Source organism: Bradyrhizobium sp. A5, assembly GCF_042076515.1.
GTDB lineage: Bacteria > Pseudomonadota > Alphaproteobacteria > Rhizobiales > Xanthobacteraceae > Bradyrhizobium > Bradyrhizobium cosmicum.
The window spans coordinates 6,247,098-6,265,529 of record NZ_CP148990.1 but is presented as its reverse complement, the minus strand read 5'-3'; the positions used below and the strand labels follow the sequence as shown (position 1 = coordinate 6,265,529).

The following is an 18,432-nucleotide window of genomic DNA, read 5'->3' as shown; positions in this document are numbered from 1 at the left end:
GAGCAACACAGGGGTAGGGGCATGCATTTCCGCCTAGCGTTTCTGACAGCGCTGATTGCAACGTTGGTGGGTGGGTGCGCGATCATGCCGGTTGCGGGTCCGCAAAGCTGGGACATCACATCCGGGCAGGGTGATCTTCCCTATGCCCTTGTTCGATTGCGGCCAGAGGCACTCAATATCCTGGCGGCCCACGCGCCGAGGATCGCAGGCAGAATTGCCGACGGGCGGGGGCCCCAGCGGGTTGTCGTGGAGATTGGGGACATCCTCGGTGTGACCGTCTACGAAACGGGCGCCGGCCTGTTTGTGCAGAACGATCTGGGAGTGCGACCGGGCAACTTCTTCACCGTCCCGCCCCAGGCGGTCGGCCCGGACGGCAACATAACGGTACCGTCGGCAGGGCCCATACCTGCCAAGGGGCGGACGACGGCAGAGATCGAGCGCGAGATCGTCGCGGCCCTGAAGAAGCGATCGCTTGAGCCCAATGCTGTTGTCACCCTTCTCGACCAGCGTTCCTCCGCCTATACGGTATTGGGAGACGTTCGTGCGGCTGGCCGTTATGCTGCAAATGCCGGCGGAGAACGCCTGCTCGAAGCGATCGGACGTGCTGGCGGTCTTTTGGGGGCAGGCAACGAATCATGGGTGGTGCTTGAGAGGAACGGTAAGAAGGCTGTCAGCCCCTTCGGCGCTCTCATCGACGAACCCGGGAACAACATTTATGTTCGTCCGCGTGACTTGATCTACCTATACCGCGAGCCGCGCACGTTCCTCGCCTTTGGGGCATCGGGCCGCCAAGGGCAGTTCCCGTTCGAAGCGTGGCGTGTTTCGTTGTCCGAAGCGATCGCAAAAGCGACCGGCTTGAGCGACCTGACGGCAGACCCGGCCTCCGTGTTCCTCTATCGCGGCGAAACGCGCGAGGTTGCAGCGCAACTTGGGGTCGACATTTCTCGCTTCGAGGGACCTGTTATCCCGATCATTTATCAGGCTGATCTGCGCGATCCTGGCGGCTATTTTCTGACCTCGCGGTTCGAAATGCGCAACAAGGACGTGATTTATGTTTCGAACGCTGCGGCTGTTGAATCGACAAAGTTCCTGAATTTTGTCAGGACGATCGTGGCGACCGTTCAAGACCCGGTCACACTCGCGAACTCGGCGAAAGCGCTTAGTACTGGTGGCGGAACCACTATTGTGACCCAGCCCATAAGCGCAGGTAACTGAGCGACCGAAAACGTCCTCGGTGTTCGGCAGGCCCTGTTGAAACGTGGGGGACTTGATTTGCCCCGCAGTTGGCATGCCGCCGACTTATGGCAGAGCACTAAGTCGTGGTCATATGCATGACCGTTTATTGTACGACGGGTGCCCCTCCGAGTGTCTGTGGCGGCTCGCTTAGTTGGTCCTATTTGACCGGCAGCGGCGTCGCCACCCTTGCGACAAGATCGGACTTTCCGACCTCCATGTTGGCGAATTGAATAGCGAGGGGCGTGGCGATCGGGCCGTAGCCACGGTAGATCCCATACTTCCAGTAGGCTTGGTTACCCGTCGCCCCTATCATCCCGGAAAAGTCGACCGCCTTTTTGCCATCGAGCCAGATTTCGAGCTGCCCGTTGGTCGATCCCTCGCGCAGGTGGAACACCACGTGGTGCCATTCGTTGCGACTGAGCATTTGGTTGTAGCGAATGCTTGTCTCCGGCCCTGAGCGGGATCCCGATGCCTCACTGTAGATGATCAGCCGACCAGCCTTGAAGTGTATGTGGAATGGCCGAATTTTGGATCCGTGCATCTGGCTGATGGCTGTCCAGTCGGATTGGTATTCAGCGCCAGGCTCAATCAGGAACGAGTAGGCACCCCAAACGTCCGAGCCGTACTCATAGCGACGCTTGTAGCCATCAAGCTCGGAACGCTCTTTGTTCTCGCCAGACGAGCGGTCCTCACCCCAAACATCTCCCGCCCGCACCTCGAAGCGCGTTATATCGGCCGTGTCGACTGATGCCCTGCGGATACTCCAGTCTGCGCCGGCTGTTTCAGCTACGTATGGCGTGCCATCGATGGTGATAGGTCCTTCCGAGCTTCCGACGGCCGTCCATCTCATTGGCTGTGCATCCTGCGCTCTGGAGGAGCAGTTCACCGGCAGCAGGATGGCGAAGAACGCGGTTGTCACCGCAGCGGCGAGCCGGTGTGAGATTCGCATGATTGAGCCTCTCATTCGAGGGATCTTAGCCTCCCTACGTGGCTTGCTTGCAGGCGACGCGACGTTGATCTGCGGCGTAGCCGTCAATCCACTGGCCGACGTCTATGAATTCCACCGATGCGTGCGATCTGAGGAAGTCGAGCAAGCTCTCGAGAGCGTGCCAGACAGGCTCATCGTGCACCAGGTGATGTGTCAGAATCCCGATCGGCGCATCGGACTTCAAGAGGCCGAGCCTTCTACCCCGCAATTGCTGGACAAGGCAGTCAGAGACGACTTCGACGCTCTGAGCCGTTCTCGCCTTCCAATCGATGATGTCCAGGTGAACGTCGATCCGATGACCGTCCTTGAATTCCGGCATTCTGACAATTCCACGCCATTGCATGCGAGAACTCAACTGCAAGAGCTTCCGCTCGAAATAGCTAGGCATGAGCGAAACTCCAGCGAATCCGACGTGCGGCAAGGCGCTGACCAACGCAGGCGTAATACGGTTGAAGGGCGGGACAAATATTGGCTGCGACGAGCCAAAGAACTGTTGGAAGGAGCGCAATGCAACCTCTGCGTCCTCGATCATGCTGGCAATCGGTCGGTCGGGGCCAAACTCGGCGGGCTTTTTTCCAAGGTTGTGATTGATGTGCTTCCAGCCGTGGCACATCGGGTAGAATTGATGAACGCTTTCGGCGAGATATTCTTGGAGGCCCGTAGTTATTTCTCCCGGAATAACTGCCAACCCGATCTTGGTCTCGTGTCGAGTAGCCACGTCGCTAAGGCGCTTCAGATTTGTTGACGTCTCAACGGCATCGTCGTCGCGAATCCAGAAATGAGCCTTTGAAGAACTGGAATCCGCCCAGATGTCCAATTCTCGTCGTGCGTAGTCCCATAAGCTAGTCACATGCAGTCTCGCAATTTAGCAGCCGACCTTGCTAGATCTGGTCGGAAGCTGTGAGACGACGCACGCAGTTGGAACTGCTCGACGCCTCGTTTTGTGATCGGAAGATCAGGTGACCGTAAGGATCCCGCGGTTATGTCGACTTCGATGCAAATCGCATCCGAAAGGCGGTGGATGATCGTATCACCGTGCACGGATTAAACTTGTTCCAATTTATATCTATGCGAGGCGGTGAGGTTGATTGTCCTAACAACCGCACCCAAAATTAATATGGCGTTGCATTAAACTAAAAATACCTGTGGAACACCAGAAATAAATTCGTTCTTCTATTGAGATTAACGCGCCTTCTCCATCCGTGGCGGAAACATAATTTTGACCTTTAGGAGGCGAGTTGCCGAGGCGAAATTAACCCTTGTCCAATTGATCGTCTGCCGATTGTAGGATTTGCCTTGCCTCGCTCCGAGTTAGAAACGCACCTTAATTATACAACAAGGGGTATTTCCAATGGTTTCTGCCCGGCCGATCAAGGTGATGATTGCCACCCCGTTCGGGGAGCATCAAAGGGGGGGGATCGACCGCTTGACGGATTTGATCGTCGCGAAGATCAGCGAGGGTCATTCAGCGCGCGCCGGAGTTTCCAGATTGGTTACGCGCGGTCCCGGTGCGCGGGTCATGGCGCCGTTCGTTTTCGGCCGGGCCTTGGCCCGTCTCTGGATCGCCAAACAACGAGGCGATGTCGACATCCTGCATATCAACGTGGCCGCCGACGGAAGCGCTATTCGAAAGGCGTTTCTGGCGCGCTTTGCGCGGGGTCTGGGGATACCTTACGTCGTTCATCTTCATGGCTCGCGGTTTCAGGAGTTCTGGCCGTCGGCAAGTCCTCGCGTGCGCATGTGGGTTGATCGACTCTTTGCGGAGAGTTCCGCCGTGATTGTCCTCGGAAAGGTTTGGTCGGATTTGGTTCTGGCGCATGTGCCTCAAGTCCAGGGCCGAATAATCATCCTTCCAAATGCGACTCTGCCAGCCGATTTTGCCTGCGATGCGCCGTGGAACGGGAGTGTTAGGATCTCGTTTCTCGGTGAACTCGGAAGCCGAAAAGGTACGCCGCAACTCGTCGAAGCGTTGGGACGCCTGAATGGCGATCTGGATTGGACAGCGACGATCGCTGGAAACGGAAAAGTTCAAGAGACCAAGGCTCGAGTGGAGCAGCTGGGCATTGCGGACCGGGTCAAGGTGCCGGGCTGGCTGGATGCCGAGGCGACGAAGAGGGTCCTGCGAGGTTCCGATGTATTCGTCCTTCCGTCATTTGCGGAAAATCTGCCGATGTCGATCCTCGAAGCCTTTGCCTATGGGCTTGCCGTCGTTGCGACACCGGTTGGCGCAGTGGCCGACGTGATCATCGATGGCACGAACGGCCTGCTTGTTCCGACAGGGGATGTGGATGCACTTGCTTCTGCTCTTCGCAGGCTGATTGTCGATCACCGCCTTCGTGTCGCGCTTGGGGTGGCCGCCAAGGCCGATCACGCCTCGAAATATGAAATCGGGGTCTATGTGCCACGATTAATAGAGATATGGCGGAGCGCCACAGCTCCATTACACAGCTAAGTCCTGGCTTTGGAGGTCTTGCCGGGAACCCGACGTGCGGGCAATAAATGTTTAGGTCGCGGTGCGCTTGAAAAGGTTCACTAATTAAACATGTTGCGTTAATTGTTGCCCGGCGTATTTTAAATGGGATAATTACTTTGGCGGATCGATTTATTTAGTAGTGATTTGAACATGAGAGTCAGTGTTTTTGGGTTAGGGTATGTTGGGGCTGTAACGGCCGGATGTCTCAGCTCGTTCGGCCATTCCGTCATTGGGGTTGATCCCGCCGAGGCCAAGGTCGCCCTGATAAATGAAGGCAAGCCGCCCGTTATCGAGAAGGGCCTTGGCGAGAAAATCTCTGCTGCAGTCTCCAACGGGCAGCTCAGGGCAACCCGCGACGCGCGGGATGCCGTGCTCGGAACTGATTTGTCGCTTATCTGCGTTGGAACGCCGAGCAAGCGGAACGGCGATCTCGACACTGCCGCTCTAAGATTCGTCTGTGCCGAGATCGGTAGCGCACTTGCCGAAAAAGACTCATATCATTCGGTGATTATCCGATCGACTGTGCTGCCCGGCACCATACGGAATGTCATTATTCCGGAGCTTGAGAAGGCGAGCGGCAAAAAGGCAGGTGTCGATTTCGGGGTTGGCTCGAATCCGGAGTTTCTCCGTGAAGGGACAGCTCTTGAGGATTTTTTCGCGCCACCCAAGACCGTGATCGGCGTCGAGGACGATCGGACTGCCAGCGCGCTGGAAGCGCTCTATGGCCCGATCGAGGCGCCGATCATTCGAACGTCGATCGAAGTGGCGGAGATGATCAAATACTCCGACAACGTCTGGCACGCGGTGAAGGTCGCCTTTGCCAACGAGATTGGTGTTCTCTGCAAGAGCCTTTCCATCGACAGCCACGAAGTGATGGACGTCTTCTGCAGAGATACCAAACTGAACCTGTCCAGCTATTACCTCAAGCCCGGTTTCTCGTTTGGAGGTTCGTGCTTGCCCAAGGACGTCCGAGCCTTGGTGCACAAGGCCAAATCTCTGGACCTTGATCTTCCTCTGCTAGGGGCGGTACTGCCTTCCAACGAACGCCAAACAAGTCGCGGCTTCGAGATGATCGTCCAACTCGAAAAACGGCCCGTGAGTATCCTGGGCATGAGCTTTAAAGCCGGCACGGACGATCTTCGTGAGAGCCCCATCCTTGAGATAGTCGAGCGACTGATCGGAAAGGGATACGACATCCGCATTTTCGACCGCAACATTAGCTTGTCCAAGCTGGTAGGCGCCAACAAGGATTATCTTCTGCGCATGATCCCACATGTCTCGTCATTGCTCGTCGAGACCCTGGATGAAGCTCTTTCGCACGGTGGAATCATAGTCGTTGGGAATGCCGATCCTGAATTTCGGACGATCGGTGATCGCCTGCGACCTGGTCAATTTGTCGTTGATCTGGTCCGCATCAAGGATCACTCTCGATTAGTAGGAAATTACAATGGTATTAGCTGGTAAATCATTGCGGCCAAGACGAATATTGATCATCGTCGAGAATCTTCCGGTGCCGTTCGACCGCCGAGTCTGGAACGAGGCCACCGCTCTGGTCAAGGCCGGCTACGAGGTCAGCGTGATCTGTCCAGTGGGACACGGAGCGTCGGCTCGCCGCGAAGTCATCGATGGCGTTCACATCTACCGGCATCCCATCGTTGAAGCGCGCAGCGTCTCCTTTTACTTCGTCGAGTACGCTGTTGCGTTGTTCTGGGAGTTCCTGCTGGCATGGCGTGTGCTCTTCGAGCGGGGCTTCGACGTCATTCACGCGTGCAATCCCCCCGATTTGATTTTCCTGATCGGAGGGTTCTTCAAACTGCTTCTTGGAAAGAAGTTCGTCTTCGACCACCACGACATCAATCCCGAGTTGTTTGAAGCGAAGTTCGGTAAACGCAATCTGCTCTATCGAGTCGTGGTCGCCCTTGAGCGCTGCACTTTCGCTATTTCGGACATTTCGCTAGCGACCAATCTCTCTTACCGCTCGATCGCCCTTGAGCGTGGCAAGATGGACCCCTCTCGAGTCTTTGTCGTGCGTTCCGGCCCAAATTTGGAGCGGCTCAGGATCGTTCCTCCAGATCCATCCGTAAGGAAGGGGCGTGCGTATTGCGTCGGCTACGTTGGAGTGATCGGTGCACAGGAAGGGATCAACTATCTTCTTGAGGCAGTGAGGCACATCGTCCGCGATCTGAAGCGCACTGACATCCAATTCTGCATCGCAGGCGGCGGGCCCGAGCTCGAGCGGCTCAAGGCACTCGCAATCAAGCTGGAAATAGACGAGTACGTTACATTCCATGGCAGGGTCTCGGACGACGAACTGCTCAGGATTCTCAATACAGCGGACGTCTGCGTAAACTCGGACGAATGCAATGCGATGAATGACAAGTCGACCATGAACAAGATCATGGAATACATGGCGCTTGCGAAGCCGATCGTTCAGTTCGATCTCACGGAGGGCAGGTATACGGCGCAGAACGCCTCGCTTTACGCAGCGGCCAATGATTCAATCGATTTCGCGGTCAAGATACTTGATTTGCTGAGCAACGCGGAGCGCCGGAAGCAACTTGGTGAGTTCGGAAGGGCTAGGGTCATGGAGCAGCTCGCCTGGCCGCATGAGGAGCCGAAGCTCCTCAATGCGTACGAAGTCCTTTTCGAGGGTGGTCTGGCAGTGCATGGTCAATCCAGAGGGCAAGTTGCGAGTAGCCATGGCGCTGATCTCGTGCCCGGAAACCTGGTGAGGCGACTACTGAGTCCGCTTGCATCTAGAAAATGAGTTGGGCCATGCCCTCGTTTTGGACGAAGGTCAAAGCAGACGCCTACCGCGTTAAGGGCAGAACTCCCTCGATCGGTTCGGTGTTTGCGCTTGCGTTGCTCAATCGCAATTTCCGGCCAATCTTGACCATGAGGCTCTGTCAGTGGAGCGCGGAGCATTCTTCAGCTCTAAATCTACTGGTGAGAGTGCTGCACCGCTTCGCGTCGGCGAAAGCGGGGATCGATATGCCCTCGGTGGTTCGTGCCGGCGCCGGTCTTACTATCGTGCATGGTTGGGGTCTGGTTGTGAACCGCGATGCCGTCATCGGCTCGAACGTAACCTTGTTCAACAGCGTCGTGATCGGCCGCAAGGACAGAATCACACCCGAAGGGCGCGTAACGGAATACCCCGTTGTTGGCGATGATGTATGGATCGGACCGCAGGCCATCATTGTCGGTGGGATCAATATCGGAAACGGCGCGATCATCGGTGCGGGAAGTGTCGTCACGAGGGATGTTCCGGCGCACTGCATCGTTGCCGGAAACCCTGCGAGGGTTCTCAAGACAGGCGTGCCTCCTGACGTGATGAACCGAGCGCCGACGTGCGCCGAAAGTTCGGGAAGGAAGCATCAAATCAGTCGAAATGAGGATGGCCATGCGCGAGCGCCTGACTTGGCCCTTCATCGATCTGAAAATATCGAGTGAGATAATGAATTCATGAGCAGCGCGTTCGTCGATTAAGGCGGCTATGAAATACGCGACAGTATTGCGAATTAACCAAGGAGACCATGTTATCGGGGCGAAATCGCAAACAAGCTGACTATTAAGTCCCGATCGATTATATTCCACCAAGATTTTTTGTATTTTTTAGTACGCCGTCTCGGTTTTTTTCTTCCCGGAGACTGGCTCGAAGAGGCGATTGTACATATGGCGTGGCCAGATGCTGACTCGCTGGTGACAGGGATGGAAACGCAGGCAAGTGCGCCGTTCCGTCTTGAACCATTGTGCCGGTCCTTCGAACGGCAAGCAACTCAAACGCCAGATAACGTCGCGATCAAGCTCGGGGACGAATGCCTCACGTATCGCCAACTCGACGAGCGTTCGAACCAACTTGCACGCCTTTTGCGCAACCTGGATCTGAAGCCCAATAGTCTGGTTGCTGTGTGCTTTGACAGGTCGTTTGACCTGGTCATTTCAATGCTTGCCGTCCTCAAGGCGGGTGCTGGCTATCTCCCGATCGATCCGTCCTACCCGATCGAACGAATCTCGATGATTCTCGCCGATGCAAACCCGTCTGCGATCCTGACACAGGAAATGTTGGCCGGGAGGCTAGGACAGAGAGACTGCGGGACGGTCATCTGCGTCGATCGGGACCGCCGCGAGATCGACGAGCAGAGCCCGGATCGATTGGAGGAGATCGCTTCGCCAGATAATCTTGCGTATGTGATTTACACCTCGGGATCGACGGGCCGGCCCAAGGGGGTAATGGTCACCCATCTGAATGCAGCCCGCCTTTTTACCTCGACTGCGCATTGGTTCAATTTCGGGCCGCGCGATGTATGGACCCTGTTTCACTCATCGGCATTCGATTTTTCGGTCTGGGAGATCTGGGGCTGCCTGCTGAGTGGAGGTCGGCTGGTCTGTGTACCGCACTGGGTAGCCCGCTCGCCGAGCGATTTCTATCGGTTGCTGGCCGTGGATCAGGTCACCGTACTCAACCAGACGCCGGCCGCATTCTATCAACTGGTCCAACTCGAAGAATCCGGCGTCGTTGAATTATTGAAACTTCGCTATGTCATTTTCGGCGGCGAAGCGCTCAATTTCGCAAATCTCCGTCCCTGGTTCGAGCGTCATGGTGACCAGACGCCACAGCTAATCAACATGTACGGGATAACGGAAACGACCGTTCACGTGACTTACAGGCCCGTCACGGCAATAGACGCTCAAGCCGAAACAAGAAGCCTGATCGGCGTTCCTATTCCGGATCTGAAGCTCTATTTGCTCGACTCGGAAATGCGGCCCGTCGCCAAGGGCAGTGTCGGAGAGATCTATGTCGGTGGCGCTGGCGTGGCGCGGGGCTATCTGAATCGCGCGGAGTTGACGGCGGAACGCTTTGTTCGGGATCCGTTTGCAGCCGGGCCGCTGAACGTCATGTACAGATCCGGCGATCTGGCACGCGCCACGGAGGAGGGAGATGTCGAATATCTCGGCCGGGGTGATTTGCAAGTCAAGATTCGCGGCTACCGGATAGAGCTGGGGGAGATCGAGGCTACGCTTGCGGATCATCCGTCCGTTGCGCAGGCCGTCGTCATGGCGCGAAGAGACGGCCAGCCGGGCGAGCCGAAGCTCGTAGCTTATATTGTCAGTAAACCGTCTGCATCTGCTTCCACGCTGAACTTGCGTGACTTTCTCAAGTCGCGCCTTCCCGAGCATATGGTGCCTTATGCTTACGAAATGCTCGAAGCCTTCCCACTGACGGTGAATGGCAAAATCGATCGTGCCGCTCTTCCTGCGCCCCAACGAGTGGCTCACGTCGAGCCTGTACGTGCGTCGATGCCCTTGGAGGTAGAGATCGCCAACATCTGGTGCACGGCTCTAGGTACAGAGGCGGTTGGTATCGACGACAATTTCTTCGATGTTGGCGGAGACTCCTTCCTGCTCGCGAGAGTTCATGTTCGGATGCAACAAGAGCTGCAGCTCGATATTCCCATTACCGACCTGTTCGAATTCACCACGATACGCGGTCTCGCGCGGCATCTGAGTGCGAGCACCGCGCGGCAGGCGGGCCTCGCGGACGCGCGGTCCAGAGCACAAAGGCAACGCGCAGCGTTTGGCCGAAAGCGGCCATTCCGCATCGGAGATGCATCGTGAGCGATGGGAATGCAGAGCGTGAGGCTGCGCAAGGCGTAGCGATCATCGGAATGGCGGGACGGTTTCCCGGCGCGCGTAGCGTGTCGGAGTTCTGGCGGAACCAGCTGGATGGGGTAGAGGCGATCTCTCGCTTCGGAGTTGCCTCGCCGGAGGGACCTGGACAGGGCGCGCCGGCGGCGGGCGCGGGTATTGTGAACGCTCGGGCGATTATCGACGACATCGAACTTTTCGACGCGGACTTTTTTGGGATTTATCCGCGCGAAGCCGAATTGATGGATCCTCAGCAGCGTCTATTTCTCGAATGCTGTTGGGAGGCGATCGAGAACGCCGGCTACGTACCTGAGTCGTATCCTGGCCTGATCGGCGTGTATGCCGGATCCAGTCTTTCTTCGTATTTTCTCTCACGGCTGTGTGCGACGCCGGGGTTCATCGCGAAATTTACCTCCGGTTACCAGGTCTCGAACTACGTCGAGATGATGGGAAACAGCCTGGATTTCCTGTCAACCCGCGTGTCGTACAAGCTGAACCTGCGCGGACCAAGTTTCACCATGCTGTCTGCCTGTTCGACATCGCTGCTATCGGTGACCCAGGCGTGTCAATCGCTATTGACCTACCAGACGGATATGGCCCTGGCGGGTGGCGTTTCAATCACCCTTCCCCAGGAGCGCGGATATCAGTATCAGGAAGGGGGCATGGCCTCACCTGATGGTCACTGTCGGGCCTTCGACGCGGCCGCGCAAGGGACGGTCTTCGGAAGCGGCGTTGGTGTTGTGCTGCTGAAGAGACTCGACGATGCGATCCGCGATGGCGATCAAATCCACTCCGTCATCCGTGGCTTCGCCGTCAATAACGATGGATCGGCGAAGGTCGGCTACACGGCGCCAAGTGTGGAAGGGCAGACTAGCGTCATTGCCATGGCGCATGAGGCGGCGGATGTCGACCCGGATACGATAGGCTATATCGAGGCTCACGGAACAGGGACGCCGATGGGCGACCCGATAGAGCTGATTGGCCTGACCAAAGCATTTCGTCTCTCTACTGGACGCAAGCAATTCTGCACAATTGGAACAGCCAAAACCAATGTGGGGCATCTGGATATCGCTGCCGGCGTAACGGGATTGATCAATGCCTCTCACATCGTGGAACACGGTGTGTTCCCGCCGACTTTGCACTTCAAGAGTCCCAATCCAAAATTCGATTTGGCGAGCAGCCCGTTCAGGGTCATCACCGAGCGTACGGAATGGAACTGCGGCGATGGTCCGCGACGAGCGGGCGTGAGCGCTTTCGGCGTCGGTGGAACCAACGCGCATCTGGTGCTTGAGCAGGCGCCACAGAGAGAGCCGACACTCTCGACCAGATCATCGCAGCTGCTGGTGCTGTCCGCGCGTTCGCCGACCGCCCTCGAGAGCGCTACCGACAATCTAGCAGAGCATCTGCGGATGCATCCTGGGCTCGACCTTGCGGACGTCGCCTGGACCTTGCAGGAGGGTAGGCGCGAATTTTCTTGCCGCCGGATGGTGGTGGCAGGAGAGGTCGATGAAGCCGTCCTCGCATTGTCAAAGCGGGAACGAGTACAGACACGATCCAAGCCGTACGACACGCCCGAGATCTGCTTCATGTTCCCTGGGCAGGGTTCGCAGCACGTCGACATGGCGCGTGAGGTCTACGCAGCCGAGCCGATCTTTCGGGAGGTCGTCGACCGTTGTTCCGAGATCCTCGTCCCGCACCTTGGGGTCGATCTTCGAAGCGTGTTATATCCGCCAGAGGGAGCGAATGATCAGACAAATCGCGCCGTAACCGAAACAATCATCGCGCAACCGGCCATCTTCACAGTCGAATACGCCTTGGCGCAACTCTGGATGAGTTGGGGTGTCCGGCCAACAACGATGGCCGGCCACAGCATCGGTGAGTTTGTCGCAGCATGCCTTGCGGGCGTCATGTCATTGGAAGATGCGCTGAAGCTCGTTGCTGTGCGGGGACGTTTGATGCAGCAGCTGCCTGCCGGCGGCATGCTCTCGGTCCGGCTACCAGAGGCGAAGCTTCGCGGCATTCTGCGCGGGCCCCTTTCGATTGCGGCGGTCAACTCTCCCTCGCTTTGCGTGGTTGCAGGCCCGCTTGAAGCGATCGCCGACCTTGAGCGTGAGTTGGGCGATCAGAAGGTCGTTTGTCGGCGGTTGGTAACGTCTCACGCGTTTCATTCTGCGATGATGGATCCTCTCGTTGATCCATTGGCGGAGGCAATCGCCGAGACGAAGCTGAGCCAGCCTCGGATCCCCTATGTATCTGGCGTTACTGGCGATTGGATCACCGACGAGGACGCAACTGATCCTCATTATTGGGCGCGACATGCGCGCGAGCCGGTCCGATTTTCGTCCGTTGTTCAGGCGATCCGGCAGAATCCACAAGCGGTTCTCCTGGAGGTGGGACCAGGGAATGTCCTGGCTACGCTTGCGCGGCAGCACGGCGGCCCGCAAGACCAGATCATCGTGTCTTCGCTTTCAGATCAACACTCCGGTGGGCGCGATGTCGAAGCGCTCCTATCCGCCGTAGGCGCTCTATGGCTTGGCGGAGTTCGGCCGGACTGGAAGGGTTTGCACAATGGCGAGCACCGTCTGCGCGTTCCATTGCCGACCTATCCGTTCGAACGAAAGCGCTATTGGCTCGAAACGGTCCCAGAGGCGATCGGTGAAGAAGATCCGACATCAGCCGCAGGAGCCTCAGGGTCGGATCGCAACGTGCGCAATTTTCAGTCTACACAGGAAACGGAAGTCGCGAACATGGCGCCCAACAATGGATCGCAGTCAGCTTTGATGTCGCTGTCGGCTCGCTCGTCCAAAATTCAGACCGCGATTGCTGAATTGTTGCACGAACTCTCCGGAGTGGACGTCGCCTCGGCCGATGGCTCGATGACATTTCTAGAATTGGGCTTCGATTCTCTGTTCCTCACGCAGCTCGCGCAGGCCGTGCAGGAGAAGTTCGCGATCAAGATCACGTTCCGGCAGTTGCTCAATGACATATCGAGCCTGGCGGCATTGACCAACTATGTCCAGGGCGAGCTGGCGCCTGATGCGTTTTGCGAACCGCCAAGCACTCCGAGGCGTCCAGATGAGACCGGTACCGTGACGGCCATCGCGGCTGCCTCCGTCGCAGCGCAAGAATCTCGACCTGCATCTGCTGCGCCAGGTACCCCGTCGTCCCCGGCTGGAGACGCGGTAGGGCAGCTCATGCGAGATCAACTGCAGGCGATGAATCAATTACTCGCGAAGCAGCTTGAGACGATGCAGGTCGCAGTCGCGCAAACTGCGGTCCCGGTGGTCTCTAGCGCGTCAATTGTTCCTCTGCCGCCAGTCCCGCAGGCAGCGCCGGCTGTCGTTGCCCAGGAGATCACCCGGTCGGACGTCGGCAGGGCTCACGGTCCATACAAGCCGCCGCAGATTGGAGTGTCCCAGGATTTGACGGCAACGCAAAAGAGTCGGCTCAAGGGGCTCATCGAGCGGGTGACGCAGCGCACCGGGAAGTCCAAGAGTTTTACTGAAAAATACCGTGGCGTGCTCGCTGACCCCCGTGTGGTTTCTGGCTTCCGCGACCAGTGGAAGGAGATGGTCTACCCGATCGTCACGGACCGATCCAAGGGGTCTCGCATCTGGGATATCGACGGCAACGAGTACATCGACCTTGTAAACGGCTTCGGCCCGATCATGCTCGGCCATCGTCCCGCGTTCGTCCAGGACGCTATAGAAAAGCAGCTGCATGCCGGCTTTGAGACCGGCCCGCAAAGCGCGCTAGCCGGCGAAGTCGCGAAGATGTTCTGCGAGATGACCGGCAACGAACGCATGGCGTTCTGCAACACGGGGTCGGAGGCAGTTCTCGCAGCTTTGCGTGTTGCCCGCACCGTAACGGGCCGTAGCAAAGTCGTCATGTTCAATGGCGACTATCATGGCTTGGTTGACGAAGTTCTCGTCAAAGGCCTCCGGGACAAAGCCGGTGAACCAGTTGCGTTCCCGATCGCGCCCGGCATCCCGCGGCAAAGCGTGTCCAACATGGTCGTCCTCGACTACGGGGCAGACGAGTCTCTCGAATGGATCCGGAAAAACGCTGGCGATATTGCGGCGATTCTGGTTGAGCCCGTTCAAAGCCGTCACCCCGCGCTACAACCGCTTGGGTTCCTGAAGGAGCTCCGGAAGATTGCGACACAATCGGACGCCGCATTGATCTTCGATGAGGTCGTCACTGGATTCCGCGTCCATCCCGGTGGGTGTCAGGCGCTGTTCGGGATCCAGGCGGACCTTGCGACCTATGGAAAAGTGATAGCGGGTGGCATGCCCGTGGGTATTCTGGCCGGCACACGCCGTTTCATGGATGCTCTCGATGGCGGAACCTGGCAGTTTGGAGACGATTCCTATCCTGAGGTCGGCGTCACGTTCTTCGCAGGAACGTTCGTGCGTCATCCCCTCGTCCTTGCGGCAATGCACGCTGTCTTGCTGCATTTGAAGGAGCATGGGCCCGCTCTCCAGGAGCAATTGAACAAGCGAACTTCAGAGCTCGTTCATCGGCTCAACGAGGTCCTGCAGGCCGAGCAGGTTCCGACCCATATCGAGACGTTCGCGAGTTTCTTTTACTTCAGCTTCCCGGCCTCCGAGCGGCTCGCCAGCCTCTACTATTTCTACCTTCGCGACAAAGGCATTCATATTCGGGAGGGTTTCCCCTGCTTCATGACCACGTCGCACAGCGATGAGGACATGGAAAGCATTGTAAGCGCGTTCAGGGCCAGCGCGGTCGAGATGCGCGAGGGCGACTTCTTCTCAACGGCGGGGAATCTCGTGTCTTCCACGGCGGCCGTTTCCAGACTGGAAGATCCGGCTCCCGCAGGGCCACAGCAGATCCCTCTGACTGAAGCGCAGCGTGAAATATTTCTCGCGGCTGTCTTGGGGAGTGACGCGTCCTCCGCCTTCAACGAGTCGTTCAGCATCAGCCTGAAGGGCGATTTGCAGATTGGCTTGTTGCGCGAGGCCGTGAACGAACTGATCGAGCGACACGAGGCCCTTCGTTCCACCGTCGATGCGGATGGTGGCATCATGCATGTCCAGCCGCAATTACGGCTCAACGTGCCAGTGCGAGACCTGACCTCGTTTGAACCGTCCGAGCGCGAGAACGAATACCGGCGCACGCTGGCGGCGGACGCGCGAAGGCCCTTCGATCTCGTCAAGGGGCCGCTGATTCGTGCGGAGATCGTGCGCCTAGAACAAGGCCATTATCAGTTGGCGATTACGGCCCATCATCTCGTGTGCGACGGGTGGTCGACCAATCTGCTCGTCGATGAGCTGGCAAGGCTCTACACGGCAAAGGCTGGGAGAAGGGATGCCGATCTTCCCGTGGCGGCGCGTTTCTCCCAGTATGCCCGCAAGCAAGTCGAGCTCCAAGATGCCGGCAAGAATGCTGATGTTGAAAGATATTGGCTTGATCAGTTCCGTGACTTGCCCGAGCAACTGGCGCTGCCAACCGATCGCCCGCGGCCGTCGGTGAAGACGCACACGGGTGCCACGGCTCGGCATCACGTCGACGCAGCGTCCTACTCCAGGATCAAGCAACTTGGCGCGAAGAAGTTGTACGCTTTTTGCGACGTTGCTTGCGGGATTTTACGTGCTCCTTCATCGGCTCAGCAGCCAGACCGATATTGTTGTCGGCATTCCCGCGGCGGGGCAGAGTCTGCTCGACAACGGAAATCTCGTAGGCCACTGTGTCAACTTCCTCCCCCTTCGAACTCGCATCGACCCGAACGCCTCGTTTGCGGCAACTCTGAGCGATGCAAAGCGAGTTTTGCTCGACGCGTATGACCACCAGACCTATACTTACGGAACCCTCGTGAGAAAGCTCGGCGTCCCCCGCAATCCCGCGCGGATGCCGCTCATGGAGGTCCAGTTCAATCTCGAGCGCCTCGGAGCGGGTGCTCGATTTGAGGGTCTCAAAACGACGGTCGAGCCGAACCCAAAGGCTTCCGTAATTTTCGATGTCTTCTTCAACGTAGTCGAGTCCGATCAGGGTCTGATGATCGATTGCGACTACAATGCCGACCTTTTCGACGAAAGCACGATATCGCTCTGGATGCGATATTATGAAGCTCTCTTGCTCGATGCAGTCTCCAATGCGTCGAAAGCCGTCGATGACCTGACGCTCATGAGCCGCGAGCAGACCTCTTCGGTGCTTGCAAGGCTGAATCCGAATTCGATTGATGCGAGCGCGACGGAGTCGATCGTCGATATGTTCGAACGGCAGGCCGCCCGCATGCCAGGCAGTATTGCCGTGCAGATGGGCGATACCCGCCTGACTTACGATGAGCTCAACACGCGGGCAAATCAGCTCGCGCGTTATTTGCAGCGACTGGGAGTCAAGCCGTCGTCGATGGTGGCGACCAGCTTCGAACGATCGGTCGAGATGATCGTAGCGATGCTGGCGACCCTCAAGGCAGGGGCCGCCTACGTGCCGCTCGACTCGTCCTATCCTATCGAGCGTTTGACCACACTCGTCGATGACGCGAGACCGTCTGTCCTGCTCACCCAGGCCACGCTCGAAGGCAAACTGCCGAACAGCGGAACAAAGGTGATTTGTGTCGACAAGGTACGGCTCGATATCGGCCTGGAGGATTCGACCAATTTGCCGTCATTGTCCCGTCCCGACGTTCCTGCCTATGTGATCTACACTTCCGGGTCTACCGGGAAGCCGAAGGGTGTTGTCGTTAACCACCACAATGTCGTGAGGCTGCTGAAGTCGACCAGTCATTGGTTCAATTTCGCAGAGACCGACGTGTGGACGCTGTTCCACTCCTCCTCATTCGACTTTTCGGTTTGGGAAATTTGGGGCTGCCTCCTGACCGGTGGACGTCTGGTCATCGTGCCGTATCTCGTCACGCGTTCGCCGCAGGATTTTTACAACCTGCTGGCTGACGAGAGAGTCACGGTTCTCAATCAGACGCCGGCTGCATTCTATCAGCTGATCCAGGTGGAGGAGGAGGGTCTTCTCAAGCCATTGTCGCTTAGATACGTGGTCTTCGGCGGTGAGGCGCTGAATTTTGCGAGCCTCCGTCCTTGGGTCGATCGCCATGGCGATCGCAGTCCGCAGTTGATCAACATGTACGGCATCACTGAAACGACGGTGCACGTAACCTATCGGCTGCTGAACGCGACCGATGTGTCGGGAGAGGCCCGTAGTCTCATAGGAACGCCGATACCCGACCTTCGTCTCTATGTGCTGGATGCGAAGCAGCGTCCGGTGCCCCCGGGCGTGACTGGTGAAATCTATGTAGGCGGGGCCGGCGTCGCAGGCGGCTATCTGAACCGGCCTGAACTCTCTGCAGAGCGCTTCCTTCCTGATCCGTTCGCCACGGGTCCGAACGCGCGGATGTACAGATCGGGCGATCTCGCCCGGATGCTATCGACGGGCGACATCGAATATCTGGGTCGCGCCGATGCGCAACTCAAGATTCGCGGATTTCGGATCGAGCCCGGAGAAATCGAGGTCGCCTCGGTCGAACATCCCGGGGTGCAGCAGGCGGCGGTCGTCGTGCGCAAGGACGATGGAGGAGCTGCAAGGCTTTTTGCCTATTATGTGGCCAAGCCAGGGAAGCACGTTACACCTGCGGAGTTGCGGCAACATCTTCTGGACAAGTTGCCCGCGCATATGATCCCGCACGCGTGCGTCGCCATCGATGCCGTCCCCTTGACGATAAACGGCAAGGTCGATCAGAGCCGACTTCCTACGCCGGATCCCGACGTGGCGAGCCAGGGACGCGAATACGTTGCACCTACGACCTCGCAGGAGCAAAGCCTCGCAAAGATCGTCTGCGAAATACTGAAGCTCGATGTCGTCGGTACGACGGACAATCTGTTCGAGCTTGGAGCCGATTCGCTTCACGTTTTCCAAATAACCTCTCGCGCGGCTAAGGCTGGTCTACCGATCACGCCAAAGTTGGTGCTTCAACAGCGTACAATTGCCGGGGTCTTGGCTGAACTCGATAGAGATCAACCGGTGGCGTCGCACGTAATAACTCCGGTGGAGCGCGGCATGTATCGCGTGAGGCGCGAAGTCTCCCGGGGCAGGAAGGCTCAGGACTAACAGCGAGAAT

8 protein-coding genes and 2 pseudogenes are annotated in these 18,432 nt (G+C 57.7%); 8 read left to right on the top strand and 2 right to left on the bottom strand.

Going from position 1 to position 18,432, the window contains the following annotated elements:
- Positions 1–21 precede the first annotated feature (21 nt).
- A complete protein-coding gene (locus tag WHZ77_RS29685) occupies positions 22–1,215 on the top strand; it encodes a polysaccharide biosynthesis/export family protein (RefSeq protein WP_143843208.1) in 1,194 nt (397 codons plus the stop codon).
- Positions 1,216–1,393: 178 nt separating this feature from the next.
- On the opposite strand, the gene WHZ77_RS29680 is transcribed toward WHZ77_RS29685, so the two are convergent.
- On the bottom strand, positions 1,394–2,185 hold the full coding sequence (locus WHZ77_RS29680) for a heparin lyase I family protein (RefSeq protein ID WP_375311191.1): 792 nt from the start codon (positions 2,183–2,185) through the stop codon (positions 1,394–1,396).
- A gap of 34 nt (positions 2,186–2,219) precedes the next feature.
- Positions 2,220–3,041 carry a hypothetical protein gene (locus WHZ77_RS29675; protein ID WP_375311190.1) on the bottom strand — a complete coding sequence of 274 codons (822 nt, stop codon included), beginning with the start codon at positions 3,039–3,041 and terminating at the stop codon, positions 2,220–2,222.
- A gap of 534 nt (positions 3,042–3,575) precedes the next feature.
- Here WHZ77_RS29675 and WHZ77_RS29670 point away from each other — a divergent pair.
- The 7 genes and pseudogenes from WHZ77_RS29670 to WHZ77_RS29640 all read left to right on the top strand — a co-directional run bounded on the left by WHZ77_RS29670 (position 3,576) and on the right by WHZ77_RS29640 (position 18,422).
- Positions 3,576–4,676 carry a glycosyltransferase family 4 protein gene (locus WHZ77_RS29670; protein WP_375311189.1) on the top strand — a complete coding sequence of 367 codons (1,101 nt, stop codon included), beginning with the start codon at positions 3,576–3,578 and terminating at the stop codon, positions 4,674–4,676.
- Between the two features lie 171 nt (positions 4,677–4,847).
- Positions 4,848–6,161, top strand: a complete 1,314-nt coding sequence (locus WHZ77_RS29665) for a nucleotide sugar dehydrogenase (protein WP_375311188.1) — start codon at positions 4,848–4,850, stop codon at positions 6,159–6,161.
- The gene (locus WHZ77_RS29660) at positions 6,145–7,464 is read left to right on the top strand and encodes a glycosyltransferase family 4 protein (RefSeq protein ID WP_375311187.1); all 1,320 of its coding nucleotides are present in this window, start codon (positions 6,145–6,147) and stop codon (positions 7,462–7,464) included. The genes WHZ77_RS29665 and WHZ77_RS29660 overlap by 17 nt, the downstream gene beginning before the upstream one ends.
- A gap of 389 nt (positions 7,465–7,853) precedes the next feature.
- Positions 7,854–8,006 (top strand): annotated as a pseudogene (locus tag WHZ77_RS29655) (DapH/DapD/GlmU-related protein); the annotation flags it as partial.
- A gap of 399 nt (positions 8,007–8,405) precedes the next feature.
- A complete protein-coding gene (locus WHZ77_RS29650; protein ID WP_375311186.1) occupies positions 8,406–10,313 on the top strand; it encodes an amino acid adenylation domain-containing protein in 1,908 nt (635 codons plus the stop codon).
- 50 nt (positions 10,314–10,363) lie between these two features.
- Positions 10,364–15,844: pseudogene (locus tag WHZ77_RS29645) on the top strand (aminotransferase class III-fold pyridoxal phosphate-dependent enzyme); the annotation flags it as partial.
- Positions 15,845–15,953: 109 nt separating this feature from the next.
- Positions 15,954–18,422, top strand: coding sequence for an amino acid adenylation domain-containing protein (locus tag WHZ77_RS29640; RefSeq protein WP_375311185.1), 2,469 nt, complete (start codon positions 15,954–15,956; stop codon positions 18,420–18,422).
- Positions 18,423–18,432: the final 10 nt, after the last annotated feature.